General features: G+C 62.4%; 22 protein-coding genes and 1 riboswitch. Of the genes, 14 read left to right on the top strand and 8 right to left on the bottom strand.

Going from position 1 to position 25,909, the window contains the following annotated elements; all coding sequences use genetic code 11:
• The first annotated feature begins 14 nt into the window (after positions 1-14).
• The 5 genes from AC1Q80_RS11965 to AC1Q80_RS11945 all read left to right on the top strand — a co-directional run bounded on the left by AC1Q80_RS11965 (position 15) and on the right by AC1Q80_RS11945 (position 4,652).
• On the top strand, positions 15-953 hold the full coding sequence (locus tag AC1Q80_RS11965) for a sugar phosphate isomerase/epimerase family protein (protein ID WP_492360558.1): 939 nt from the start codon (positions 15-17) through the stop codon (positions 951-953).
• 103 nt (positions 954-1,056) lie between these two features.
• On the top strand, positions 1,057-1,842 hold the full coding sequence (locus AC1Q80_RS11960; protein WP_492360796.1) for a DeoR/GlpR family DNA-binding transcription regulator: 786 nt from the start codon (positions 1,057-1,059) through the stop codon (positions 1,840-1,842).
• A complete protein-coding gene (locus AC1Q80_RS11955; protein WP_492360557.1) occupies positions 1,839-2,606 on the top strand; it encodes a triose-phosphate isomerase in 768 nt (255 codons plus the stop codon). The genes AC1Q80_RS11960 and AC1Q80_RS11955 overlap by 4 nt, the downstream gene beginning before the upstream one ends.
• Before the next feature lie 39 nt (positions 2,607-2,645).
• On the top strand, positions 2,646-3,083 hold the full coding sequence (derI, locus tag AC1Q80_RS11950; RefSeq protein WP_492360556.1) for a D-erythrulose-4-phosphate isomerase: 438 nt from the start codon (positions 2,646-2,648) through the stop codon (positions 3,081-3,083).
• Between the two features lie 291 nt (positions 3,084-3,374).
• Complete coding sequence (locus AC1Q80_RS11945; RefSeq protein ID WP_492360555.1) at positions 3,375-4,652, top strand: low temperature requirement protein A; 1,278 nt, start codon at positions 3,375-3,377, stop codon at positions 4,650-4,652.
• Between the two features lie 424 nt (positions 4,653-5,076).
• Here AC1Q80_RS11945 and AC1Q80_RS11940 read toward each other — a convergent pair whose 3' ends face one another.
• The 6 genes from AC1Q80_RS11940 to AC1Q80_RS11915 form a co-directional block, all read right to left on the bottom strand.
• On the bottom strand, positions 5,077-5,550 hold the full coding sequence (locus AC1Q80_RS11940; RefSeq protein ID WP_209790682.1) for a 6,7-dimethyl-8-ribityllumazine synthase: 474 nt from the start codon (positions 5,548-5,550) through the stop codon (positions 5,077-5,079).
• A gap of 91 nt (positions 5,551-5,641) precedes the next feature.
• A riboswitch (FMN riboswitch) is annotated at positions 5,642-5,895 on the bottom strand.
• 134 nt (positions 5,896-6,029) lie between these two features.
• Positions 6,030-7,091 carry an ABC transporter ATP-binding protein gene (locus AC1Q80_RS11935; RefSeq protein ID WP_492360554.1) on the bottom strand — a complete coding sequence of 354 codons (1,062 nt, stop codon included), beginning with the start codon at positions 7,089-7,091 and terminating at the stop codon, positions 6,030-6,032.
• 12 nt (positions 7,092-7,103) lie between these two features.
• Positions 7,104-7,886 carry an ABC transporter permease gene (locus tag AC1Q80_RS11930; protein ID WP_173420649.1) on the bottom strand — a complete coding sequence of 261 codons (783 nt, stop codon included), beginning with the start codon at positions 7,884-7,886 and terminating at the stop codon, positions 7,104-7,106.
• Complete coding sequence (locus AC1Q80_RS11925) at positions 7,883-8,764, bottom strand: ABC transporter permease (RefSeq protein WP_173420648.1); 882 nt, start codon at positions 8,762-8,764, stop codon at positions 7,883-7,885. The genes AC1Q80_RS11930 and AC1Q80_RS11925 overlap by 4 nt, the downstream gene beginning before the upstream one ends.
• A 113-nt stretch (positions 8,765-8,877) precedes the next feature.
• The gene (locus tag AC1Q80_RS11920) at positions 8,878-9,984 is read right to left on the bottom strand and encodes an ABC transporter substrate-binding protein (protein WP_173420647.1); all 1,107 of its coding nucleotides are present in this window, start codon (positions 9,982-9,984) and stop codon (positions 8,878-8,880) included.
• 187 nt (positions 9,985-10,171) lie between these two features.
• Positions 10,172-11,050, bottom strand: a complete 879-nt coding sequence (locus tag AC1Q80_RS11915; protein WP_173420646.1) for a MurR/RpiR family transcriptional regulator — start codon at positions 11,048-11,050, stop codon at positions 10,172-10,174.
• 175 nt (positions 11,051-11,225) lie between these two features.
• Between AC1Q80_RS11915 and AC1Q80_RS11910 the strand changes: the two genes are divergently transcribed.
• The 7 genes from AC1Q80_RS11910 (at position 11,226) to AC1Q80_RS11880 (ending at position 20,499) form a co-directional block, all read left to right on the top strand.
• Entirely contained in the window at positions 11,226-11,999 is a 774-nt protein-coding gene (locus AC1Q80_RS11910; RefSeq protein ID WP_173421056.1) for an N-formylglutamate amidohydrolase, read from the top strand.
• Positions 12,000-12,111: 112 nt separating this feature from the next.
• Complete coding sequence (locus tag AC1Q80_RS11905; protein WP_173420645.1) at positions 12,112-13,659, top strand: amino acid permease; 1,548 nt, start codon at positions 12,112-12,114, stop codon at positions 13,657-13,659.
• 95 nt (positions 13,660-13,754) lie between these two features.
• Complete coding sequence (locus AC1Q80_RS11900; RefSeq protein WP_173420644.1) at positions 13,755-15,119, top strand: glutamine synthetase family protein; 1,365 nt, start codon at positions 13,755-13,757, stop codon at positions 15,117-15,119.
• Between the two features lie 85 nt (positions 15,120-15,204).
• Positions 15,205-16,590, top strand: a complete 1,386-nt coding sequence (locus tag AC1Q80_RS11895) for an aldehyde dehydrogenase family protein (protein WP_173420643.1) — start codon at positions 15,205-15,207, stop codon at positions 16,588-16,590.
• On the top strand, positions 16,587-17,732 hold the full coding sequence (locus AC1Q80_RS11890; RefSeq protein ID WP_173420642.1) for an iron-containing alcohol dehydrogenase: 1,146 nt from the start codon (positions 16,587-16,589) through the stop codon (positions 17,730-17,732). Before AC1Q80_RS11895 ends, AC1Q80_RS11890 begins: the two co-directional genes overlap by 4 nt.
• A gap of 236 nt (positions 17,733-17,968) precedes the next feature.
• Positions 17,969-18,688 (top strand): ParA family protein, encoded by a 720-nt coding sequence (locus AC1Q80_RS11885; RefSeq protein WP_492360553.1) that lies wholly within the window; start codon positions 17,969-17,971, stop codon positions 18,686-18,688.
• A gap of 290 nt (positions 18,689-18,978) precedes the next feature.
• The gene (locus AC1Q80_RS11880) at positions 18,979-20,499 is read left to right on the top strand and encodes a methyl-accepting chemotaxis protein (protein WP_492360552.1); all 1,521 of its coding nucleotides are present in this window, start codon (positions 18,979-18,981) and stop codon (positions 20,497-20,499) included.
• Between the two features lie 469 nt (positions 20,500-20,968).
• On the opposite strand, the gene AC1Q80_RS11875 is transcribed toward AC1Q80_RS11880, so the two are convergent.
• On the bottom strand, positions 20,969-22,258 hold the full coding sequence (locus AC1Q80_RS11875; protein ID WP_492360551.1) for an NAD(P)/FAD-dependent oxidoreductase: 1,290 nt from the start codon (positions 22,256-22,258) through the stop codon (positions 20,969-20,971).
• Positions 22,259-23,044: 786 nt separating this feature from the next.
• Positions 23,045-24,472 carry a L,D-transpeptidase family protein gene (locus tag AC1Q80_RS11870; RefSeq protein WP_492360550.1) on the bottom strand — a complete coding sequence of 476 codons (1,428 nt, stop codon included), beginning with the start codon at positions 24,470-24,472 and terminating at the stop codon, positions 23,045-23,047.
• 168 nt (positions 24,473-24,640) lie between these two features.
• Here AC1Q80_RS11870 and AC1Q80_RS11865 point away from each other — a divergent pair, with 168 nt between their 5' ends.
• Together AC1Q80_RS11865 and AC1Q80_RS11860 are read left to right on the top strand one after the other, a co-directional pair.
• A complete protein-coding gene (locus AC1Q80_RS11865; protein WP_492360549.1) occupies positions 24,641-25,480 on the top strand; it encodes a DUF4432 family protein in 840 nt (279 codons plus the stop codon).
• Positions 25,481-25,558: 78 nt separating this feature from the next.
• Positions 25,559-25,897, top strand: a complete 339-nt coding sequence (locus tag AC1Q80_RS11860; protein WP_025427758.1) for a protein tyrosine phosphatase family protein — start codon at positions 25,559-25,561, stop codon at positions 25,895-25,897.
• The last annotated feature ends 12 nt before the right edge of the window (positions 25,898-25,909 follow it).

Below are 25,909 nucleotides of genomic sequence, written 5' to 3'. Positions count from 1 at the left end.
TCAGGAGTACTGCCTTGGCCTTCACGCTGTCGCTCAACACCAATCCGCTGGTCAACCGCTTTGCCGAACCCGACGACCTGATCGAGACGATCGGCGAACAAATCCGCATCGGCTACGTGCAATTGACGCACGAGTTCGTCAATCCGGGCTGGCCGGCGGCGACGATCTCCAAGACCATACGCCAGTTCAGGGCGGCACTCGCCCGCACCGGCGTGAAGATCACCTCGGGCATGACCGGGCCCTATGGCAGGCTCAATCATTTCGGCCACCCGGATCCGGATGTGCGGCGTTACTACGTCGACTGGTTCAAGACCTTCGCTGATATCTCCGCCGAGCTCGGCGCTTCCGGCATGGGCACGCAGTTCGCGATCTTCACGCTCCGGGATTACGACGACCCGGCGCGGCGCGAGGAGCTGATGAAGATCGCCATCGACTGCTGGCGCGAGGTGGCGGAGCACGGCAAGGCGGCCGGTCTTTCCTATGTCTTCTGGGAGCCGATGTCGGTCGGCCGCGAGTTCGGCCACACGATCGCCGAGTGCCGTGCGCTCGACCGGCGGCTGGCAGAGGCCGGCCTGCCGATCCCGATGAAGATGATGGTCGATATCGACCACGGCGACGTCACCTCCGACGATCCCGATGATATCGACCCCTATGCCTGGGCTGGCGCCTTTCCCGAGCGCTCGCCGATCATCCACATCAAGCAGTCGTCGATGAACAAGGGCGGGCATTGGCCGTTCACCGCCGCCTACAACAAGGACGGACGCATCACGCCGGAAAAGCTGATCGACGCGGTCAAGGCCGGCGGCGGCACCGATAACGAGATCTGCCTGGAGCTTTCCTTCCGCGAGCGTGAGCCAACGGATCACAATGTCGTCGATATGATCCGGGAATCCGTGGAGTTCTGGGAGCCCTACATCGACACGGGCTTCAATCGACCATCAAAATCACATTAAAAAATCACAAAATATCACCATATATATTGAAATATAACATTCAGATGTTATCTTCCCGGAAGTGATGGCGTGCTCCTGCGCCATCGGATCGAGGCGGATGGCGATGAAGCCGGAAGACAGGCGACAGGCGATCATGGATGTTCTGATGGAGGCCGGCACGGCGTCCGTCGAGGATCTTTCGCTCCGTTTCGGCGTCAGCAAGATGACTGTGCATCGCGACCTCGACGACCTTGAACAGGCCGGCCTGTTGCGCAAGGTGCATGGTGGCGCCTCGATCCAGTCGAGCCCGCAGTTCGAAAGCGATTTCCGCTACCGTGAGAAGATTGCCGCCGCCGAGAAGAACCGGATCGCCGAATATGCGGCTGGTCTGATCGAGCCGGGGCAGAGCATCCTCATCGACGACAGTTCGACCGCTGGCGCGATTGCTGCCTGCATCCGGGACATCAGGCCGCTCACCGTCATCACCAACAATCTCGGCGTCATCTCAGGCCTCTCCGGCGCGCCGGGTATCAACGTGATCGCGCTCGGCGGCCAGTACAGCAAGAAGTTCAATGGCTTCTTTGGCATTGTGACGGAAGAGGCGCTGCGCTCGCTGCGCGTCGACATCGCCTTCCTTTCCAGCTCCGCCGTCGCTGGCACGGCAGCCTTCCACCAGGACCAGGAGGTCGTGCAGGCGAAGCGCCTGATGGTGAAATCGGCGGCGCGCAAGTATCTGCTTGTTGATCACGACAAGTTCGGGCGATCCGCCCTGCATTTTCTGACCGGGCTCGACGCCTTCGACGCGGTGCTGACAGGCGCCGAGGTGGCGGATGAGCATGCCGACGCGCTGAGCGAAGCCGGCGTACGCCTGGTCAAGGTCGACACACAAAAAGTATCGGAGAAAGCATGACGACGCCGCAGCTCTGGGTGGGCACAAGCTGGAAGATGAACAAGACGCTGGCCGAGGCCATGGTCTTTGCCGACGGACTGGCGGCAGCGGACGCTGCGCGCGACGATCGCATCCAGCGTTTCGTCATTCCGCCCTTTACCGCCGTTCGCCAGGTCAAGGACCGGCTGGCTCAAACCAGCGTCAAGGTCGGCGCACAGAACATGCATTGGGATGATGCCGGCGCCTGGACCGGCGAGGTGTCGCCGGTGATGCTGAGGGACTGCAATCTCGACGTGGTCGAGCTCGGCCACAGCGAACGGCGCGAGCATTTCGGCGAGACCGACCGGACCGTTGGCCTGAAGACGGCGGCAGCCGTGCGTCATGGCCTTGTGCCGCTGATCTGCATTGGTGAAACGCTTGCCGAGCGCGAGGCTGGCGAGGCGGATGCCGTGTTGAAGCGGCAGGTGGAAGGCGCGCTGGCGCTTCTTGACGGCGACGCCCGCAAGGCGACGATCCTGCTTGCCTACGAGCCGGTCTGGGCCATCGGCGTCAACGGCATTCCGGCCACATCCGATTACGCCGACGAGCGCCACAAGCGCATCGCCGATGTGGCGGAGGCTGCGCTCGGCGTGCGCGTTCCCGTGCTCTACGGCGGCAGCGTCAATCCCGGCAATTGCGAGGAACTGGTTACTCAGGCGCATATCGACGGCCTGTTCATCGGCCGCTCCGCCTGGGACGTCAACGGGTATCTCGACATTCTCAAGCGTGTCTCCGGGGCGATCTGAGCCTCCGCACGCCAACCAAAACGACGGAAAGGAACCATCATGAAAATCGCAATCGGAGCAGACAGCGCCGGCAAGCCCTTGCTCGACGTCATCGCGGCTCACCTGAAGGGCAAGGCCGACCTCGAGGTCAGCGACCTCAGCCAGTCCGGCTTCTACGCCGACCTGTCGCAGAAGCTGGCGCAGACCATCGTCGATGGCGAGAACGAGCGCGGCATCCTGTTTTGCGGCACCGGCATCGGCGTCTGCATCTCGGCTAACAAGGTGCCGGGCATCCGCGCCGCGCTGACCCACGACACCTATTCCGCCGAGCGGGCTGCCAAGTCGAACAACGCCCAGATCATCACCATGGGCGCACGCGTCATCGGGCCGGAACTGGCCAAATCGATCGTCGATGCCTGGCTCGCCTCCGAGTTCGACCCGAACGGCCCGTCGGCCGGCAATGTCGACGCGATCGATCGTCTCGACGCGGCGAAGTAATTCAACCGGGCAAGAGAGCGTTTCCGGCCTGAACCGGGCCATGGAGACGCTCTCTCGCATCGCATTACGCAATTCCTGGCTGCGAACGGCTTCGCATGTGTCCTGGAAATGCGCTGATACCGCCATGCACGTTGATCCTCCCTCGCGCATTGCGGCGAGACGCCCGGCAGAGATGCCGGGCGTTTTCATGTTCAGCCAAAACCGGGTGATCTGGCACTGCCCGCTTGACGAAGCTTCTGAAAATATTTGAATATTCTTGCATATCATCCCGTCTGCGAGGAATGCCGATCCATGTCCGACGCCACCACGACGCCACCCCGTGCCACAGCCCATCGCCTGGCGCGCATGAGCGGACGCGACACGCATGAACACCACCGCACGGCAACGACGCTCGAGCTTCTGTTCGATCTGACCTTCGTCATCGCTTTCAGCCTTGCGGCATCGCAACTTGCGCATCTGATGGCCGAAGGACATTTCAGGGCAGGGCTGATCGGCTTTACGCTCGCGATCTTTGCCATCTGTTGGGCCTGGATCAATTTCACCTGGTTCGCGTCAGCCTATGACACTGACGACTGGGTGTTTCGCTGCGTCACCATGGTGCAGATGGTCGGCGTGCTGATCCTGGCAATCGGCCTTCCCGCCATGTTCCACTCGATCGACGTGGGTGGGCATCTCGACAATGGCGTGATGGTGCTCGGCTATGTCGTCATGCGCGTGGCGATGATCTTCCAGTGGCTGCGCGCCACCCGGCAGGATCCGCAGCGGCGCGGTGCCTGCATGACCTATGTGATCGCCATCGGCATCGCCCAGCTCGGCTGGATCGTGCTGATCTTCTTCGATTTCTCGCTCAGCGTGTCCATTGCGATGGTGGTGGTGCTGACGGCGATCGAGATGCTTGGGCCCTACATCGCCGAGACGCGGTATGGTGGCACGCCCTGGCATGCGCACCATATCGCCGAGCGCTACGGCCTTCTGGCGATCATCGCGCTTGGCGAAGGTGTGGTCGGCACGGTCGCCTCGATCACCGCCGTTGTCGACGGGGAGGGCTGGAACCTCGACGTGGCGCTCGTCTGCCTGGCCGGCACCGGCCTCACCTTCGGCATGTGGTGGATCTATTTCCTGCTGCCGAGTGCGGAGGTGCTACATGCGCACCGCAAGCGGTCCTTCGTCTGGGGCTATGGCCACATGTTCATCTTCGCCGCCATCGTCGCGACCGGTGCCGGCCTGCATGTCGCTGCCTACTACATCGAGCACAAGGCACATATCGGCTCGCTGGCAACGGTTCTGACAGTGGTCATCCCGGTCGGCGCGTACATCGGCCTCGTCTACGGCATGTATGCCTATCTGCTGCGGCAGGCAGAGCCGCTGCATGCGTGGCTGCTCGCCGGAACGGTGCTTGTGCTGGCAGCGTCGATCGCAGCGGCGATGGCAGGCGTCGACATGGCCGTCTGCCTGATTGTGGTGATGTTCGCGCCGTTCGTGACCGTCGTCGGCTTCGAGGCGGCGGGCCATCGTCACCGCATGGAGGCGTTGGAACGTTGCCTCGCCGAGGCCGAGCCGGCGCAGTGAGCCGCTGGAATTGTCGAGTCGAAACAGCGGTTTGAGGGCCGTTGCTGGCGGGTCGATTCAGGTGGTTCAGAGGTTGATTCAAGAAAGGGGTCGGGCCTTCACTTGGATTTGTTCTTCACCCGTTTTGCGCAAAGCTGCCCCTCACCCTAGCCCTCTCCCCGCAGGCGGGGAGCGGGGACGGTCGAGCGTGACGCGTGCGCTTTCACTCGCCGTAAGCCCTGCGGTGCTATTTCGTCCGACAGCCTCGCCATCCGCTTTGCCGGTACCGACGACCGCAGCGTAGGGTGGCAAAGGCTGTGGCCATCGGATGACGGTGCTTGGACGCGAGAGCGCGCCACGCACGTCCTTCTCCCCGCCTGGCGGGGAGAAGGTGGCCGGCAGGCCGGATGAGGGGCTTGTCGGGTCCTGTGTCGCGATCTTAAGGTCAGGCGTTGACCAGCGCCAGCTTGGCGCGGGCGTCGAGGATCTGGGCGCAGGCGTTGGCGGCCTCTTCGCCCTTGGTGACGAAGTGTTCGCGGAAGAAGGCGATCAGCGGCGCGCTTTCCTGGAAATTGTGCGGGGTCAGCACGGCGGAAAGCACCGGCACGTCGGTGTCGAGCTGAACGCGCATCATGCCGTCGAGCACCGTGCCGGCGACGAAGTCGTGGCGATAGATGCCGCCGTCGACGACGAAGGCGGTGCCGAGGATCGCGGCGTAGCGGCCGGTCTTGGCGAGCTTCTGGGCGTGCAGCGGGATTTCGAGTGCGCCCGGCACGTCGAAGATCTCGACATCGGCAGCCGAGCCGCCGAGCTTCGTCCATTGCGCGACGAAGGCGTCGACGCAGCGGTCGACGATGTCGGCGTGCCAGCGGGCACGAACGATCGCGATCTTGGCGGTGGGGTGGGAAAGAATAGTCATGGTCTCAAGCCTTCCAGGGTTTGGCGTTTCCAATTTTCCCGTCGGGCGAACATGCATGCGCGCGAAACCCCGCGATGGGGCCCACGTTCCTGCTTGCTCTCTTCCATCCGGACTTTAACCGTCGGCTCCGGAATCTGACCGGATCTGCTGACCCCTGGAACCACTGCCGGCTCCAAGGCGCTCGCGGGCTTCGATCGCTGCATGTATCCTTAAATCTCACCGATTTAAGGGCAAAACATGCAGCACGTTCAAGTTCTACAGCGACCTTTGCGCGTCTTTAGGACGCGCGGCGCTGTAGCGATCGCTACCGCCGGTGGGGACTTTCACCCCGCCCTGAGAACAGGGCCGACTATATAGATCGGCCACGCGTGGTCAAACGCGTGGCGCGACGAAAATCCTGGAAATTACGACAGATTTTTCCAAGGCCGGCCGCCGCCGGGCGAAATGATTCCAGCGACGGTTGACCTTTCAACGCTCGGCTACTCGCGGATGACCAGCAGATCCTTGGCGGCGAAACGCAGCGTGACGTTGTCGCCGAAGGTCGGCGGCGTCAGGCCGGGGTCGTTGAACATGTCGAAAGAGATGACATCGCCGCCGATCCGCAGCTTGGTGCGGATGACCGAGCCGAGGAAGCTGGTCGAAACCACTTCACCGGTCAGTGCCGTATCACCCTTGGCGCTGTCGGCGATCGAGCCTGCCTCCGGGCGCAGCGCCAACGAAATCGGGTCGCCGCCCTTCATGCCGGCAATCTGCTCCTTCAGCGAGACCTGCTGGTTGCCAATGGCGACGGCGCCCGTGGCCGGGTCTGCGACCTTGGCCTCGATGATGTTGAGCGTGCCGACGAAGGAGGCGACGAAGCGGGTGGCAGGTGTGTTGTAGATCTCGAACGGCGTTCCGATCTGGTCGGCACGGCCGCCATTCATCACGACAATGCGATCCGAGATCGACAGCGCCTCTTCCTGGTCATGGGTGACGAAGACGGTGGTGATGCCGAGCTGCTGCTGGATCTGGCGGATCTCCTCGCGTAGCGACACGCGGATCTTGGCGTCGAGCGCCGACAGTGGTTCGTCGAGCAAAAGCACCTGCGGCTTGACGGCGAGCGCGCGGGCGAGTGCCACGCGCTGCTGCTGGCCGCCGGACAGCTGGTAGGGGAAACGGTCGGCCAGGTGCTCGAGCTTGATCAGGCTCAGCATCTGCTTGACGCGCGTATCAGTCTCCGCCTTCGGCGCACCGGCGACCTTCAGGCCGAAGGCGACGTTGTCGTGCACGTTCATGTTGGGAAACAGAGCGTAGGCCTGGAACACCATGCCGATGTTGCGCTGGTTCGGCTTCAGCGCGCCCTGATCCTTGCCATTGATGACGATGGATCCGCTGGAGGGCGTCTCGAAGCCGGCGATCATGCGCAAGACGGTGGTCTTGCCGCAGCCCGAGGGGCCAAGGAACGAGACAAACTCGCCCTTCTCGATCGCCATGTCGAAGCCATGCACGACTTGCACGGGGCCGAAGGATTTCTGGATGGCGGTCAGTGTCAGGAAACTCATATGAACCGATCCTCAGGCCTTGGGAGGCGCGCTTTTTTGGAAGCGCGAGACGAGCTGGATGAGGCCGAGGCAGCCCCAGGTGATGCCGAACGCGATGACGGCGAGGGCGGCTGGCTCATAGGCGCGGTTGGCGCCCAGAAGCTGCATATACGGACCGAACGCCGGCCTGTTCAAAAGCGCTGCCATGGTGAATTCGCCGATGACGATGGCAAACGTCAGGAAGGCGCCGGAGAGCACTGCGACCAGGACATTCGGCAGAATGATCCGGCCGAGAATGGTCGCCCACCCCGCGCCGAGGCTTTGAGCGGCCTCTGTCAGTGTGGCGATGTCGATCGTGCGAAGCCCGGTGTCTACGGCCCTGTACATGTAGGGAAGGGCGAGGATGGCATAGCCGAACATCAGAAGCACGTTGGTGCCCGCGATCGATCCGGTCAGCGGCAGCCAGCTCGAGGTGTTGTAGAGGCGGATGTAGCCGAAGACGATGACGATCGCCGGAATGACGAGCGGCAGCAACGTGATGAACTCGATGTAGGGCCGCAACCGCGGCAGCTTCAGGCGAACCCAGTAGGCCGTCGGCACCACGAGCAGCACGCCGAAGGCGATGGTGAACAGCGCCTGCATGATGGAATAGGTGAAGGTCTCCTGGAAGCGCGGATCGCTGAAGACCTTGCCATAGGCGTCGAAGGAATACTCGCCGCGACGCATCTTCAGCGAGAAGTTCGTCATGCCGATGAGCGGCAGGGTGAAATAGAGGAGGCCGAAAATGAGGGCCCCCCAGGCCCATATCTTCTTCATTTCAGCCACCTCTCGCTGCGGGCGCGAAGCCAGATGTAGATCGCGTTGGCGATGCCCGTGACGACGATCATGCCGAAGGCGAGTGCGTAGCCGAGGTGCGGATTGCCGAGAACGTCGCCGCGGATCTGGGCGAAGAGCAGAATGGGGACGATCGAGAGCGACGAGCCGGTGAGCGCGATCGCGGTCGCGACGGCTCCGAAGGCGTTGGCGAAGAGGAGCGCGAGGGTGCCGAGAAGTGAAGGCAGCAGGATCGGGAAGGCGACCATGCGCCAGTACTGCAGGCCGGTGGCACCGAGAATTTCGGCAGCCTCGCGCCACTCGCGCTTCAATCCGTCGAGAGCCGGGGTGATGATGAGGATCATCAGCGGAATCTGGAAGAACAGATAGGTGACGGTAAGCCCCCAGAAGGACAGGAGGTTGAAGCCGAGCAGCCTGAGGTCGAGACCGAAGTTCGAGCGCAGGAACACGGTAAGGATGCCGACGGGGCCGAGCGTTGCGAGAAACGCGAAGGCGAGCGGGACGCCGGCGAAGTTCGAAGCGACGCCGGAAAACGTCAAAAGCGGTCCGCGGATCCATTTCGGCAGACTGCCGAAGACGACGGCAGACGCAATCGCAAAGCCGATCAGGCAGCCGAGAAGCGCCGAGGCGATGCTGATCTTGATGGAGATCCAGTAGGCCGACAGGATCGACGGCGTGAACAGACCGATGATGTTGTCGAAGGTGAAGCTGCCATCAGGCGTCTGGAAGGCGCCGACCACGATCTTCATCGTTGGCAGAATCAGAAAAAGGAACACGAACGCTGCAAAGGGCAGGACGCCGAGCCAGTGAAGCGGAAGACGGCGCGCAGGTGGCCTGGCGCCGGTGTGAGCAGATGACATTCCGTTCGCCCCGAGAAGCCGCGTTACGGACGCGGTCGTTCATTGAATTGCTTATCGATATCGCATCTGCCCCGGCCGGAAAACCGGCCGGGGCAGCATGATTGTGGAAACGCTTACTGAACGTTGGCGCCGACCACGGAATCCCAGGCGCCGGTGACCGCTGCCTTGTTGGCATCGACTTCTTCGAGCGTCGGGAAGTAGGCCTTTTCGTAGGCAGCTGCCGGCGGCAGGGCGTCGATCAGTTCCTGCGGAACCTTGCCGGCCTTGACCATGGCGTTGAAGCGGGTCGGGTGGCAGAAGCCCTTCAGCCAGCCGAGCTGACCTTCGTCGGAGTAGAGGTGTTCCATCCAAAGCTTGGCGGCGTTCGGGTGCGGCGCATAGGCCGAGATGCCCTGAACGTAGACGCCGGCGAGAACGCCGCTTGCAGGAACGACGACTTCGGTCGGCGGGTTGCCGTTAAGCGTCTTCGCCCAGCCGAGAGCGTTGTAGTCCCAGGCAACGACGATCGGGGTCGAACCCTGGGCGAGCGTGCCGGACTTGCCGATAACCGGAACGAAGTTGCCGGCCTTGTTGAGCTCGGCAAAGTAGGCGAGACCGGCTTCACCGGCTTCCTTGCCCGACTTGGCGCCCTTGGCGAGGCCAGCAGCGAGAACGCCGAGGATCGCCTGGTTCGAGGCGCGCGGGTCGCCGGCGAGTGCCACCTGGCCGGCATATTCCGGCTTCAAGAGGTCGGCCCAGTCCTTCGGCGCGTTGGCGACGAGGTCCTTGTTCACCAGGAAGGACATGACGCCGTAATAGTCGCCGTACCAGTAGCCTTCGGCATCCTTGACGCTGTCAGGAATTTCGTCCCAGGTCGACACCTTGTAGGGCTGCAGCAGGCCTTCGGCCTTCATCTGCGGACCGAAAGCAAGGCCGACGTCGACAACGTCAGGCGCCTGCGGGCCCTTGTTGTCCTTGTTGGCCTTGACGGCCTCGACTTCGTCGGCAGAGCCGGCGTCGGGGTTCAGTTCGTTGACCTGGATTTCCGGATACTTGGCCTTGAACGCGGCGATGACGTCGCCATAGCCGCACCAATCGTGGGGCAGGGCAACGGTGGTCAGCATGCCTTCTTTCTTGGCAGCTTCGATGAGCTCTGCGCTTGGCTCGGCAGCGGCAATGGCCGTCGTTGCCAAGAGAATGGCGGTGGAAAGCGAGAGCAGGCGTTGAGTCGTTGAAATCACTGGCGTTCTCCTTATGGGTTTTCAGTCAATTTCGGCGATGCTGTTAAAGAGATGCTATGAAACTTGTGTGACAGCGATCTGTCTGTTCGCGCCGCCCATGTCGTTGGAAGAACAAATCTTTTTCCGACACGGCGCCTTCACTGAGACACATGTGCATAAAACTTCGTGAACGTTCCGGCTGTCCCTCCTAAACCGGTTTGCGAAAGATGCGGGTCGAATCGAACAGCCCTTCGAGCGTCTTCATCCGGTCGCGTGTCGCGTCCCAGTTGGAGCTCTGCACGGCTTCGATCAACGCTTCGACCAGAAACAGGATGACCACCGAACTGTCCCAGGCGGACGGCACCTCGATCTGCGAGCGGAAGACCTTGGAGGCGGATTTGGCGACCGGTGAACTCCAGCGATCGGTAAAGAGCACGATCTCGACGCCGCGGTCGCGGGCGGATTTCGCGAGTGTCTCCATCTCCTGCTCGTAGCGGCGGATGTCGAAGAGAATCAGCACGTCGCCATGGCGCATGTCGAGCACGTAATGCGGCCAGGCGCTGGCATTGGAGGCGATTTCGGTGACGCCAGGGCGGATGACCTGCAGGTGGGTGAAGAGATAATCGGCAACGGCGCGGGTGATGCGGCCGCCCAGCAGATAGACGTTGCGCTTGCGGTCGGCGACAAGGGCTACCGCCTCGTCGAATTCCTGCGGTTCGATCTGCGACAGCGTCTCGCGCATGTTGTTCATGGCGGCGTCGGCAAAGCGGTTGAGCGTGTGGGTACCCGGCGCGCTTGCAGCCCAGCGGTCATGCTTGGTGATCGGGTTGGAAATCGTCGCTTCCAGCTCCTGGTGCAGCCGCGACTGAAAATCGGGAAAGCCTTTGAAACCAAGCTTTTGCACCATGCGGGCGACTGTTGGTGTCGACACGCCGGCGTTCTCGGCGACCGTGGTGATCGAACCGAGTCCCGATACCGGATAATTGTCGAGAAGTGTCTCCGCCAACTGCCTTTCCGCGCGGGTCAGCGCGGTGAAGTGGGCATTGATCACATCCGACACCGTCGTGGATGTCGCCTTGCTGGTCAAATCGGTTCCCCTGAACTGGTCTAATGCCAGTTTGTGACAGATTAAACATCGCTGTCACAATTGGAGTCAATCGCAATTTTGAAGAGATCGTTTCAGATTTCGATTGACACTGGCTAATCTCTGAACAAATCTTTTCATTAATGAACGTCTAACGGGGCAAGAGGGGATGCCGGTGTTGACGCGACTTTTGACCGATACAGATGGCGATCCGGTTGCGATCGAGAATGCGGCCGGCAGAGGCGAAATCGTTCTCGTTTGCGAACATGCATCGCGCCGGGTGCCCGAACGGCTGGGGTCTCTCGGCCTTTCGCAGCAGGCGCTCGAAAGCCACATCGCCTGGGATCCCGGCGCGCTCGCCGTTGCCGAGCTCTTGTCGCGCAAGCTCGATGCGGCGCTGATTTACCAGCGCTTCTCGCGCCTTGCCTATGATTGCAACCGTCCGCCGGAGGCCGACGGCGCCATGCCTGCCGTCAGCGAAGTTTTCGAGGTTCCCGGCAACCGCGATTTGGCAGAGGACGAGCGGCAGGCGCGTGTCGACGAGATCTACCTGCCGTTTCACGACGCCGTCAGCCGGTTCGTCACCGAGCGCAAGGCCAAGGGCAAGCCGCCCGTGGTTGTCACCATGCACTCGTTCACGCCGGTCTATTTCGGCAAGCCGCGTTCAGTCGAGGTCGGCATATTGCATGACGCCGACAGCCGGCTCGCCGACCAGATGCTGACCTTCGCCACCAAGGGCAAGGTTGCCTATGACATCCGCCGCAACGAGCCATACGGGCCGGCCGACGGTGTCACGCATAGCCTGATCGAATACGGCGTCCACAACGGATTGCCGAATGTGATGATCGAGATCCGCAACGATCTCATTCGAAACGAGATCGGCCAGAGGGTCATGGCCGATTATCTGGAAGGGTTGCTCAGCCAAGGCGTGGCGGCACTTTCAGCACAATAAAAGACCCTGGGGAGCGGCTTTGCCGCGGTCCTGTTCCGGCTTGCCGGGGCAGGTAGTGATGGGATCCTGCCGCAATGGGGCGGCCGGGTCTGAAGAAATCAGGGGAAGAAAAATGTCAGACTACAGTGATCTCGACAAAAAGCAGGATATGCAGGTCCTGCATTCGATGGGCTATGCCCAGGAGCTCGAGCGGCGAATGAGCCGGTTCTCGAACTTCGCGGTCTCGTTCTCGATCATCTGCATTCTCTCCGGCGGCATCAATTCGCTGGCCCAGGCAACGTCGGGTGCGGGTGGGGCCGCCATCGGCATCGGCTGGCCGCTCGGCTGCTTCATCTCGCTCGTCTTTGCCGTTGCCATGGCGCAGATCAGCTCGGCCTATCCGACCGCCGGCGGCCTCTATCACTGGGGCTCGATCCTCGGCAACCGCTTCACCGGCTGGCTGACCGCCTGGTTCAACCTGCTCGGTCTCGTTACTGTGTTGGGCGCCATCAATGTCGGCACCTATTACTTCTTCATGGGCTCGTTCGGCACACCGTATTTCGGCCTTGAGGATACGACGCTGACGCGGATCATCTTCCTGGCGGTCATCACCGGCGCCCAGGCTCTGGTCAACCACATGGGTATTGGGCTCACGGCCAAGCTCACCGATTTCTCGGGCTACCTGATCTTCGCAACGTCGATCCTGCTCGCTGTCGTGTGCCTTGCCGTTGCCGACAGCTACGACATCGCCCGCCTCTTCACCTTCTCCAACTATTCCGGTGAAGCCGGCGGCAATGTCTGGCCGGCAACCTCGGGCTCGTGGGTCTTCCTGCTCGGTCTCTTGCTGCCGATCTATACGATCACCGGCTACGATGCGTCGGCGCATACCTCGGAAGAAACCGTGAAAGCTGCCGAATCCGTGCCGCGCGGCATGGTCTCGTCGGTGCTGTGGTCGGCGCTGTTCGGCTACATCATGCTGTGCTCTTTCGTGCTGATGATCCCGAACATGGACGAAGCCGCCAAGCAGGGCTGGAACGTGTTCTTCTGGGCCATGGACGCACAGGTCCACCCTGTGATGAAGGACGTGCTCTACCTCGCCATCCTCGTCAGCCAGTGGCTGTGCGGCCTGGCAACCGTGACCTCGGTCTCGCGCATGATCTTCGCCTTCTCGCGTGACGGCGGTCTGCCGGCCTCCAAGGCGCTCGCCAAGGTCAGCCCGACCTACCGCACGCCGGTGGCAGCAATCTGGACCGGCTCGATCCTCGCCGTGCTCTTTGTCTGGGGTTCGTCACTGGTCGCGATCGGCGAGACGCCCGTCTACACGATCGTCGTGTCGTGCACGGTCATCTTCCTGTTCTTCTCCTTCGCGATCCCGATCACGCTCGGCCTCTTCGCCTGGGGCACGTCGAAGTGGGACAAGATGGGCCCGTGGGACTTGGGCGAGGGTATGTTCAAGATCTTTGCGGTGCTCTCGATCATCGCCATGGCGCTGATCTTCGTTCTCGGCATCCAGCCGCCGAACGACTGGGCGCTCTACATCACCGTCGGCTTCCTGGTCCTGACCGCGATCATCTGGTTCGGTTTCGAAAAGCGCCGCTTCCGCGGCCCGCCGATCGGCGACGAAGTCGCACGCCGCCAGGCGGAAATCGCTGCTGCCGAAAAGGCGGTCGGCCAGATCTAAGCAACAATAAAATGGGCGGAAGCGCATCTGCAGCTTCCGCCTTTCTTTTTGCGGCCACGGGAACGGCCGCTTGCCGAAACATGGGATGAATTTTGATGAGCTATTCGTTCGAGCAATTGAAAGAGGATGTTGCCGCGGGCCGCATCGATACGGTTCTCGCCTGCCAGGTCGACATGCAGGGCCGGCTGATGGGCAAGCGCTTCCACGCGCAATATTTCGTCGACAGCGCCTGGCAGGAAACGCATAGCTGCAACTACCTGCTGGCAACCGACATGGAGATGGAAACGGTCTCCGGTTACAAGGCGACGAGCTGGGAGAAGGGATACGGCGACTATACGATGAAGCCGGACCTTTCGACGCTGCGCCGTATTCCGTGGCTCGAGGGCACCGCGCTTGTGCTCTGCGACATGCTCGACCACCACACACACGCCGAAGTGCCGCACTCGCCGCGCGCCATCCTGAAGAAGCAGATCGCCCGGCTGGAGGCCATGGGCCTCAAGGCCTTCATGGCGAGCGAGCTCGAATTCTTCCTGTTCGACCAGACCTATGACGATGCGCGCCAGTCCGGCTACCGCGACCTGCAGCTCGTCAGCGGCTACAACGAGGACTACCACATCTTCCAGACCACCAAGGAAGAAGACGTGATGCGGGCGATCCGCAACGGCCTGCAGGGCGCCGACATTCCGGTCGAGAATTCCAAGGGCGAGGCGTCTGCCGGCCAGGAAGAAATCAATGTGCGCTACGCCGACGCTCTGACGATGGCCGACCGGCATGCGATCATCAAGAACGGCTGCAAGGAAATCGCCTGGTCGCGCGGCAAGGCGATCACCTTCCTTGCCAAGTGGAACTATCAGGCCGCGGGCTCGTCGTCGCACATCCACCAGTCGCTGTGGAGCGCCGACGGCAAGACGCCGAAATTCTTCGACAAGGACGGCAAATACGGCATGTCGGAGCAGATGCGCCAGTATGTCGCCGGCCTCTTGAGCCACGCCAGCGAGATCACCTATTTCCTCGCGCCCTACATCAACTCCTACAAGCGCTTCATGGCCGGTACGTTTGCGCCGACGAAAGCGGTGTGGAGCAAGGACAACCGGACGGCCGGCTATCGCCTGTGCGGCGAGGACACCAAGGGGATCCGCATCGAGTGCCGCGTTGGCGGCTCCGACCTCAATCCCTATCTCGCTTTCGCCGCTTTGCTCGCCGCCGGCATTTCCGGTATCGAAGGCAAGATGGAACTGGAAGCGCCCTTTGTCGGCGATGCCTATGGCGGCAAGAACGTGCGCGAGATCCCGCGTACCTTGCGGGCCGCGACGGAAGCGCTGACCGGCTCCAAGATGCTGCGTGCAGCCTTCGGCGACGAGGTCATCGACCACTATGTCCGCGCGGCCGAGTGGGAGCAGGAAGAATACGATCGCCGCGTCACCGATTGGGAAGTGGCACGCGGTTTCGAGCGGGCCTGACAGGGCCGGAATTTCAAGTTTCAGTGGCCGGCCCGCTACCGGGGCCGGCCACGCCGTCATTCGAAATGGAAGCAGGAAGACGATCATGAGCATGATCAAGTGTATTTCTCCGGTGAACGGGGAAGTTTATGCCGAACGCCCGGCGTTGCCGCTGGAGCTTGCCAAGCAGGCCGTCGCCCACGCCCGCCAGGCGCAAAAGGCCTGGGCCCGCCGTCCGCTGGATGAGCGCGTCAACCTGGTGCTGGCCGGCGTCGCCCGTCTCAACGAGATGGTCGACGAGGTCGTGCCGGAGCTTGCCTGGCAGATGGGCCGGCCGGTGCGCTACGGCGGCGAGTTCAAGGGCTTCAACGAGCGCTCGAACTACGTCGCCTCGATTGCCGCCGATGCGCTGCAGCCGATCCTCGTCGAGGACAGCGACCGCTTCGGCCGCCGTATCGAACGCGAGCCGCATGGTGTGGTCTTCGTCATCGCGCCGTGGAACTATCCCTACATGACGGCGATCAACACGGTCGCGCCGGCGCTGATGGCCGGCAACACCGTCATCATCAAGCATGCCAGCCAGACGATCCTCGTCGGCGAGCGCATGGTGCGCGCCTTCGTCGAGGCCGGCGTTCCGGCCGATGTGTTCCAGAACGTCTTCCTCGACCACGAGACGACGGCAGCACTGATCGCGGCGAAAAGCTTCGACTTCATCAACTTCACCGGTTCGGTCGAAGGCGGCCGGTCGATCGAGCGCGCGGCTGCCGGCACATTCACCGGCCTTGGCCTGGAACTCGGCGGCAAGGATCCGGGCTACGTCATGGAAGACGCTGATCTCGATGCGGCGGTCGACACCTTGATGGATGGCGCCACCTTCAATTCCGGCCAGTGCTGCTGCGGCATCGAGCGCATCTATGTGCATGAATCGCTCTACGACGCTTTCGTCGAGAAGTCGGTCGCCTGGGTGTCGAACTACAAGCTCGGCAATCCGCTCGACCCGGAAACGACGCTGGGGCCGATGGCGCACAAGCGCTTTGCCGCAACGGTGCGCGAGCAGATCGCCGACGCGATCTCGAAGGGCGCCAAGGCGCTGGTCGATCCAAAGCTGTTCCCGCAGGACGATGGCGGCGCCTATCTCGCGCCGCAGGTGCTGGTCGATGTCGATCACTCCATGGCCTTCATGCGCGAAGAAACCTTCGGCCCAGCCGTTGGCATCATGAAGGTAAAGAGCGACAGCCAGGCGATCGAGCTGATGAACGATTGCCAATACGGACTGACCGTGTCGCTGTGGACCAAGGATGCGGACCGCGCCTCGCGCATCGGCCGCGACCTTGAAACCGGCACCGTGTTCATGAACCGCGCCGACTATCTCGATCCGGCGCTTTGCTGGACCGGCGTCAAGGAAACCGGCCGCGGCGGCTCGCTTTCGGTCATCGGCTTCCAGAACCTTACCCGTCCGAAATCCTACCATCTGAAGAAAGTCACAGCATGACGATCACCGCGAACTGGAGCTATCCGACCGCCATCAGGTTTGGCGCCGGCCGGATCAAGGAGCTTGCCGACCATTGCAAGGCGGCCGGCATGAAGAAGCCGCTCTTGATCACCGACCGTGGCCTGGCGCCGATGGCGATCACGCAGAATGCGCTCGATATTCTCGAGGCCAACGGCCTTGGCCGGGCGATCTTCGCCGATGTCGATCCGAACCCGAACGACATCAACCTGGCCGCCGGCGTCAAGGCGTTCAAGGACGGCGGCCATGACGGCGTCGTTGCCTTCGGCGGCGGCTCCGGCCTCGACCTCGGCAAGTGCGTGGCCTTCATGGCCGGGCAGACGCGGCCCGTCTGGGACTTCGAGGATGTCGGCGACTGGTGGACGCGTGCGAGCGTCGAAGGCATCGCGCCGATCGTCGCCGTGCCGACGACTGCCGGCACCGGCTCCGAGGTCGGTCGCGCCAGCGTCATCACCAATTCGGCAAGCCACGTGAAGAAGGTGATCTTCCATCCGAAGTTCCTGCCCGCCGTTACCATCTGCGATCCGGAACTGACGGTCGGCATGCCCAAAGTGATCACGGCCGGCACCGGCATGGACGCCTTTGCCCATTGCCTGGAAGCCTATTCCTCGCCGTTCTATCATCCGATGTCGGCGGGTATCGCGCTCGAAGGCATGCGGCTCGTCAAGGAATACCTGCCGCGCGCCTACAAGGACGGCACCGATATCGAAGCCCGCGCCAACTTGATGAGTGCGGCCGCCATGGGGGCTGTGGCCTTCCAGAAGGGGCTCGGTGCCATCCACTCGCTCTCGCATCCGGTCGGCGCGATCTACAACACCCATCATGGCATGACCAATGCCGTGGTGATGCCGCCGGTGCTGCGCTTCAACCGCTCGGCGATCGAGGACAAGATCGTGCGCGCGGCCGCCTATCTCGGCATCTCCGGCGGCTTCGACGGCTTCTACGACTATGTCTTGAAGCTGCGCGAAGAACTCGGCGTTCCCGACAAGCTCGCAGCACTTGGTGTCGGCACCGACCGCATCGACGAGATGTCGGAAATGGCGATCGTCGATCCGACCGCCGGCGGCAACCCGGTCGAGCTGACGCTCGATGCGGCCAAGAAGCTGTTCAGGGAATGCATCTGAGGCGGGGCGCATTGCCCACAAGCCTCTGAGCGTCAATTTTCTTGAAGCCCGGGAAACCACCAGTTTTCCGGGCTTTTTCGTGTCCTGCCTGCGGATTGGGCAGGATGGTGTTAATCTTCGCCAGCGAAAATTTCCAATTCGTTAACCATGTTCTGAAAGGTTCTATTAAGCGGCACTGCTCGCTCGACGCTTCGGTCGGGCAGGGCGCGGGAACACAGGATAGAATGAGGAATAAGATGGCGGTCATCACTTTCGCCAATGCAAAGGGCGGCGCGGGCAAGACGACGGCGGCGCTGATCCTGTCGACGGAACTGGCAAGGCAGGGACACCGCGTTGTAGTTCTTGACGCCGATCCGCAGCGTTGGATCACCAGTTGGGCGGAAGTCTCCGGCCAGATCGCCAATCTCTCGGTCATCTCCCACATCACCCCGGCATCGCTGGAATGTCATATCCGGGAAATGAAGGACGAGGCCGATTACATCATCATCGACCTCGCCGGCGCCAAGGACCAGATCGTCGCGCTGGCGCTGGCCCTTTCCGACCAGGTGCTGATCCCGGTTCAGGGCTGTGCCATGGACGCGCGTGGTGCCGTGCAGATCCTCGAACTTATCCGCCAGATCGAGGAGAGGGCCCGGGTTCGCATCAACCATTCGGTCGTGCTCACCCGCGTCAATTCGCTGGTGACGACGCGGGCGCTGCAGACCATCAAGACGCTGCTTGCCTCGCGCGGCGTCTCCGTGCTCGACACGCCGATCGTCGAACGTGTTGCCTATCGCGAAATCTTCGACTGCGGCGGAACGTTGCAGTCGATGGACGAGGCCCGCGTCAGCAACCTCGACAAGGCGCGCGAAAATGCGATTGCGCTTGCCAAGGAAGTGCAGGCCCTGACGCCGATCAAGGCGCGGCGCTCCTGGGCTTCGCGTGCGCCATCCTGGGCTTCGCGGCGCGCCGCCTGATCAGGGGCTCAGGCCCCGACGCCACATGCCTTGAAGACTTTGAACAACCGGAATTGATGTTCGTCAATTCCGGTTGAAGCGCGTGCGGGTTACTCGAAATGGCTGTTTCCCGTAAGGCTTCCTTTACCATGGGCTTATACGAGTGCTGATGGAAAGTGACTGCAGCTCATGGCTTTTGCCTGGGGGCAGATAGCCGCCATGATTGCGGCAAGGATTGTGGATCTGACCTCGTTCGCCCGGTCTCCCGTCCAGCTTCCATGATCCAGCAAGAGCATGCAGGGAAGTCGCGCATGAAAACGGAACACGTCGCTGCCGGCAAGGAAGACATTGCCGGTCGTCTCAATTTCATGGCGCTTGATGATGCGGCCAAGGCGAGCCTGAGGGCCCTGAAGCCGATCCTGGAAAAGGAAATGGCGCCGGCGCTCGACAAGTTCTACGCCCGGGTGAAGAAGACACCGGAGACGAACCGCTTCTTCTCGTCGGACGCGCATATCAACCGCGCCAAGGGGGCGCAGGTCGGCCACTGGGCCAACATCGCCGACGGCAATTTCAACGACGAATACGGTGCGAAGGTCCGCACCATCGGCCAGGTGCATGCCCGCATCGGGCTTGAGCCGCGCTGGTACATCGGCGGCTATGCGCTGATCGCCGAACATCTGATCACCGAAATCGTCAAGGAGCATTGGCCGAAGGGCGGCCTGTTCTCCAGCCAGAAGACCTCGGCCGAAGACATGAGCGCGATGCTGTCGAGCCTCGTCAAGGGCATGTTCCTCGACATGGACCTGTCGATCTCCGTCTATATGGACGCCTCGGACGTCACCAAGCAGCGCGCCGTGCAGGAAGAGGTGCTCGCGACCGAACGCAAACTCGTCAGCCAGACCTTCGGTGTCGCGCTGAAGAAGATCTCCGACGGTGACCTGACGGCGCGCATCGCCGCTGACCTTCCCGTGGCTTACGAAGAGCTGGGCGAAAACTTCAACCATGCGATCAGCGAGCTTGCCCGCGCGATCGGCGGCATCGAGGCCGGCGCCAGCCAGATCCATCTGAGCGCCAAGGAGATTGCGGCCGCAGCCGACGACCTCGCCAAGCGCACAGAACGCCAGGCGGCAAACCTTGAAGAAACCGCGGCTGCCGTCGAGCAGGTGACGCGCACGGTCAAGCAGACCGCCGAGGGTGCCGACCAGGCGAATTCGACTGTGATTGCCGCCCGTGCCAACGCCGAGCAGAGCGGCGAGATCGTCACCCACGCGATCGAGGTGATGCAGGAAATCCAGACGTCGTCGGCAAGCATTGCCCGCATCGTCGACGTCATCGACGAGATAGCCTTCCAGACCAATCTGCTGGCGCTCAACGCCGGCATCGAGGCGGCGCGTGCCGGCGAGGCGGGCAGGGGCTTTGCCGTTGTCGCCTCCGAAGTGCGGGCGCTTGCCCAGCGCTGCGCCGATGCGGCCAAGGACATCCAGGGCCTGATCGCCAAGTCGCGCGGCCAGGTTGACGATGGCGTCAACTCGGTCAACCAGGTTGCCCAGTCGCTGCAGCAGATCGTCTCGCAGGTGGTGGAAGTCAGCTCGGTCTTCGGCAATATCCGCGCCAGCACCGCCGAGCAGGCGCAAGGTCTGCAGGCGGTCAACACGGCGATCGGCCAGATGGACCAGATCACCCAGCAGAACGCCGCCATGGTCGAAGAGGCCAATGCCGCAAGCCAGGCACTGACGGTGGAATCAGAGCAGATCGCACTGAAGCTGAAGGCGTTCCAGACATCCACCCAGGTTCACGTCGGCACCGGATCCGGCTATCGCCGCGCGGCCTGAACCGGACAGCAAAGTATGAAGCATTGACGCCTCGAACCATCCCGGTCCGGGGCGTTTTTTTGTGGCGTCTTGTTGTTTGCGCAGTTGGACTGTCGGTGAAGCGCACGGTCTGTTCCGACTTCACCCACGCGTTGTCGGCATGATTTGGTCTCGCAGTTGCTACGTCGGGCTTGGCCATTGGCACGGGGCCGTGAGGCCCAAGCTTTCAAAGTGTCATCCTCGGACTTGACCCGAGGATCCAGCTCTGTGGTCCTCGACAGATCTGCGAGCTCCGCGCGGGGCCTGTGGATCCTCGGTTCATCAAGAACAGATGATTGTTCGCGTGGCGCGACATGGATCCTCGGGGCAGGCTCGAGGATAACGGGGAGAGTGGGTACCGCCAGCGGCTCGATGCGTGCCTGCATGGAGCATGTTCAGCAGATCAGCTCTCTATCTCGGCGACGCGGTCGCGCCGACCTACTGAGATCGTTCAAAACCGGTGGTCGACCAGGTGCTTCGCCTGCGCGCCGGCATGGTAGAAGGCGGATTTGACGGTGCGCCAGCTGTCGGGGGTAACAGGCGTTTCGGCAAGGGGGATTGCCGAGGTCTGGCCGGTGACGTGGTTGGCGAGCGCCTTGCCGAAGACGGTGCCCGGCGCGATGCCGCGGCCGTTGTAGCCGCTGACGGAAAAGACGTTTGGCGCCAGCGTATGCATGGCCGGCAGGTTGTTGGTCGTCATGCCGATGCGGCCGTCCCACCAGTATTCGAAGCGGAAATCGCCGATATAGGGGAAGAGCTTGCGCACGGAGCGGGCGGCGAAGGCGCGGTGCGTGCCTTCGGCGATCGCATCGAGCCGGCCGATCGAGCCGAAGATCAGCCGGTTCTGCTGGTCCATGCGGAACGAGGTCATTACGAGGCCGGTGTCCCAGGTGCCCTGGCGCTCCGGCAGGATGCGATTTGCAACCTTTTCCGGCAGCGGATTGGTGGCGAACTGGAAGTAGGGCAGGATCGTCAGTTCCTGCGTGTGCTGCTGCCAGGGCGCCTCGGCGAACATGCCGCCATAGGCATTGGTGGCGAGGATCACCTGCTTGGCCTTGACGGTATTGTCACCCGCCTTCAGCACCCAGGTCTCGCCCTGCCGCTCGGCGCCTCTAAGCGGCGTGTCGGTGTAGATCTCGGCGCCGGCGGCAAGCGCTGCGCGGGCAAGGCCGCGGGCATAGGCAAGCGGCTGGATCGTGCCGGCGCGGCGGTCGAGGAGCGCGCCGGAGAAGCCTTTGGCACCGGAGAGCGTTGCCGCCCGCTCGGCCGAGAGAACCTCGACCGGCGCGCCGCGCTTTTTCCACTGGGCTTCGCGGTCGCTGATATCCTTCAGGCCCTCGGCGCCGACGGCCATGTGCAGGGTGCCGTTGCGAACGGCTTCGCAGGCGATGCCGTGCTTCTCGACGAGGGCATAGACCATGGCAGGGCCGTCGCCGAGTTCGCCGAGCAGGCGGTTGCCGGCGTCGGCACCGAGCGTCGCGATCAGGTCGTCGGGCTTCACCCACATGCCGGCATTGACAAGGCCGACATTGCGGCCGGAGCCGCCGAAGCCGATCATCTTCGCCTCAATGACGGGCGCCTTCACGCCTTTTTCGGCAAGGTGAAGGGCTGCCGAAAGACCGGTGAAGCCGCCGCCGATGATGGCGACGTCCGTTGTCAGGTCGCGGCCAAGCGGCCGGGTCTCCGGCGCTGCCGGCGCCGTCGCATGCCAGAGGTTGGGCAGGGTGCGCTCGGTCGCCATAGCGGACATTCCTTCGGTAAGGTCTGAAATTTAGAGGTGGCTAAGTGATAGGACCAATGCCTTCAAATTTCTCATGACAATGTTTCATGAGGTCATGATGGCTTCTATCAGGTCGTGACGACCGGGCGCCTTGCAGCATGGTGCAGGGTACCCCTGCAAAAAAAATGACCGCAGCCGGTTCGTGGGCGGCCGCGGTCTGGGTCGTGTCGGTGGAGTAGTCGGGTGTAAATGTCTTTGCCGGGACGGTGGTCCGCCGCACCGGCCCTATGGGTTCCGATAAAAATAGCCTGACCAAGAAGTCCCTGGGCAGACAGGGCCATTTTCAACGCAGGCATGTCGGAGTCACTCCCCCAATTGGGTGACGCAGTGCACAAAAAGCTGCGTTTTCAAGGGATTCGTGAGGGATTCTGGGGCGTTGGAGATATCCGTGCCGAGGCACCGACTGAGGCGCCGTTGCGCATGTGACGACATAAGGGCTTGGGACGGTGTCGCTCTGTGTCGTCGGCCGATCGCAATGAAGGCTTAGGAAGAGCATAAGGCACCACATTTCTTTGCTTGTCACAGGGGTCCCGCAGTTCCGCAGGAACTGCGGGACCATCCCAGGTCTTCGGCATGAAAGGTCTTTCGACCTGACGGACGTCAGGTCGCTGGATTCCGGCACGAGGCCGGAATGAGGGAGGCGGGGATGCCTTTTGAGCAAGACGCGCTCTAGACGCTTCTCGTGGTCTGACGCCTGCGCAAGGCTCAAGCTCACGACAGGCCCCAAGATCGCTCAGATATGACGTCTCAATCGACGAACTCGACCGTGACGCCGACGCTGACCATCTTGGCGAGTTCGGTCGCGTCCCAATTGGTCAGGCGCACGCAGCCGTGGCTCTGGGTCTTGCCGATCTTCGAGGGTTCCGGCGTGCCGTGAATGCCGTAGGTCGGCCTCGATAGCGCGATCCAGACCGTGCCGACCGGGCCGTTCGGCCCCGGCTGCAGCGTCAGGATCTTGTCGTTGTCGCCCTGCTTGAAGTTGATCTTCGGGTTGTAGGTGTAGCCGGGATTGAGCGCGATGCGCTCGACATTGACGGTGCCCGATGGTGACGGCGTGTCGGACGAGCCGATCGTTGCCGGGTAGGCGGCGACCAGCTTGTCGGCGGCGTCATAGGCCAGAACCTGCTTGCGGGCCTTGTCGGCGACAATGCGCGCGACCTTTTCCTTGCGGTTTTCGCCGGGGTTGATGACCTTGATGATCGTGCCGGGAATGGTGAAGTCGACGCCCGGGTTGAGCTCGCGCAGATAGGTCTCGTCCATGTGGAACTTCTCGCCGAGCATTTCCGTCGTCGAGGTGAAGGACATGTGCGGCAACATCGCCTTGTGGGCGTAGTCGTCGGGGATCGAGGCGACGTATGGGCCGGAGGCGTCGGCGGCCGTGATGGTGTAGCTGGTGATCGGCAGGCCGCCGTTCATGCGCAGCCGCTCGAGGATGTCCTCGGTATTGTTCGGGTCGAGCGTTTCGCCGGTCGATTGCTGAAAGGCCTCGATCGCCTTGGTGACGTTCGAGCCCATCTTGCCGTCGATGACGCCGGGCGAAAAACCTTCGCGGTCGAGGAATACCTGCAGCGCGGTAATTTCGGCGCGCGACTTGGACTTGACCGAGATGGCCGGCGGCATCGACTGCCTCATCGGCTGGTCGTATTGCGGGTCGATCGCCGCCTGTTCGTCGCCGTCGATCAAGCCGGGCAGGCTGTTGGGCAGTTCGTTGCGCTCGACGGAAGGCGGCACCACGTCGCGATAGGCCGGGTCGCGGTAATCGGGAATGGACCCGGTGACATCGCCGGGCTCGGAATAGCCGTAACCGCGATCGCGGGTGCGACGGTTGGAATAGACATCTGCTTCCTGCTGGCGCCGATAGGCACCATACCCTTCTGATGGCACGACGGTCGCGACCACATTGCCCCAGTTGTCGACCAGCACGGTGCGGCCGCGACGGTCGCGCATGGTGCGCACTTCGTCGGACCCCGGCATGTAGTCGAGGATTTCGCCTTCCGGCGTCACCAGCATCACGTCGCCATTGCCACGCCGATTGCGGCCGTAGCCTTCCTGAGCAAAGGCGGATGCAAGATCCACGGCGAGGAAGCCGGCTGCGGCGAGGAGCGAGAGGCCGGTGCGGGTCGCTGACGTCACGATAAAACCTGTTCTCATGGTGGTTGATGTGGCGCGGTACATTCCGATTTCGACGTTAATGTGAAAAAAATGAATTCATCATGAATAAGCGGTTAAATTCTATCTAGGCGCAGCCATACCAGCTTTCAACCGATGAAAAACAGCCCCCATCGGCTATCATGTCTTTGTGATCGCTGTGATTCCCGTGGGTTGGAGGTGGAGGGCCGGTGCATGCGAACGAGATTTGATGCACCTGACGACGCACAGGAGAATCACATCCTGTTCGACCGGTCGTCGGCGCTCGACATCGCCGCTTTCGTCGTCGATGGCGTCGACCTTTCACCGGGGGCGGCGATCCCGTCCGATGGAGACCCGCGCATCGACAGGGCGCTTTCCGGCTTTCTCTTCACTTGCGGTCCGGAGCACATCCGCCATCCCGAGCCGATTGCCGCTGGCGCAGACGGCGCGCGTTACCCGCTTCACGGTTCACTTGCCGGCACGCCGGTCAAGCACACGCACATGTCTGCGGACAGCACCCTTTGCATCGCGACGGTCGAAGTAAACCTTGCCGATGGTGGGCATGCGCTGCTGGAGCGGCGCTGGCATGTGGACGCCGACCGGCACGAGGTGATGCTGGAAGACAGGCTTACCAACACTGGCGCCCGCGCCTTTCCACCGATGATGATGTACCACCTCAATATTGCCGGCAGGCTGGTCAGAGACGATACCCGGATCATCAGCCCGTCCTTTGCCGAGCGGGAGCGCGGCTGGCGCTTCGGCGAGGGGGAAAGTGCGCATTTCTGCATTCCGGCAGAGGTGGAGGCGGATGGTTGGTCGGATGTGACGCTTGCCCCGCTTGCCGGCGGTAAGCGGCTGACAGTGCGCTTTCGCGCCGATACGCTGCCTTTTTTGCAGATGTGGCGCTGCCAGCGTGGGGTAGCCGACGTCATCAGCATCGAGCCTGCGTCGCATCGGCTGGCCAAGCGGCCGGAGCTCGGCGCTGCCGGTGAGCTGAAACTGCTCGAGCCAGGCCAAACGCAGACCTATGCGGTTGCTTTCGGCGTTGCCTGACCCAAGCGTTTGGAATTGACGCCGACGGGCACCGGGCCTACATCAGTCGCCTCAGGTTTTTTCAAGGGTAAAGCTGCCATGGACATCCGCCCGATCAACGACGAATACTCGGTTTCCGGCCAGATCACGGTCGAGGACCTCGACCAGATCAAGGCGCTTGGCTTCAAGTCCATCGTCTGCCACCGCCCCGATTTCGAGGCACCGGACCAGCCGACCTTCGATTCCATCGCAGCGCGCGCGCAGGAGCTGGGCATCGAAACCATGCATATCCCCGTCGGCCCGATGGGCGTGACGGCGGACGCGGTTCAAAAGATGGTCGACGCGCTCGACGAATTTCAGCGGCCGATGCTCGGCTATTGCCGCTCCGGCGCCCGTTCGACGGCGGTCTTCCAGCAGACACAGCATATTCGCGGCTGAGCCGGCTCTCTG

This window comes from Ensifer sp. GW823-FHT05D09 (assembly GCF_058795755.1).
The sequence above is the reverse complement of the archived record's forward strand: the minus strand, read 5'-3'. Positions and strand labels throughout refer to the sequence as shown.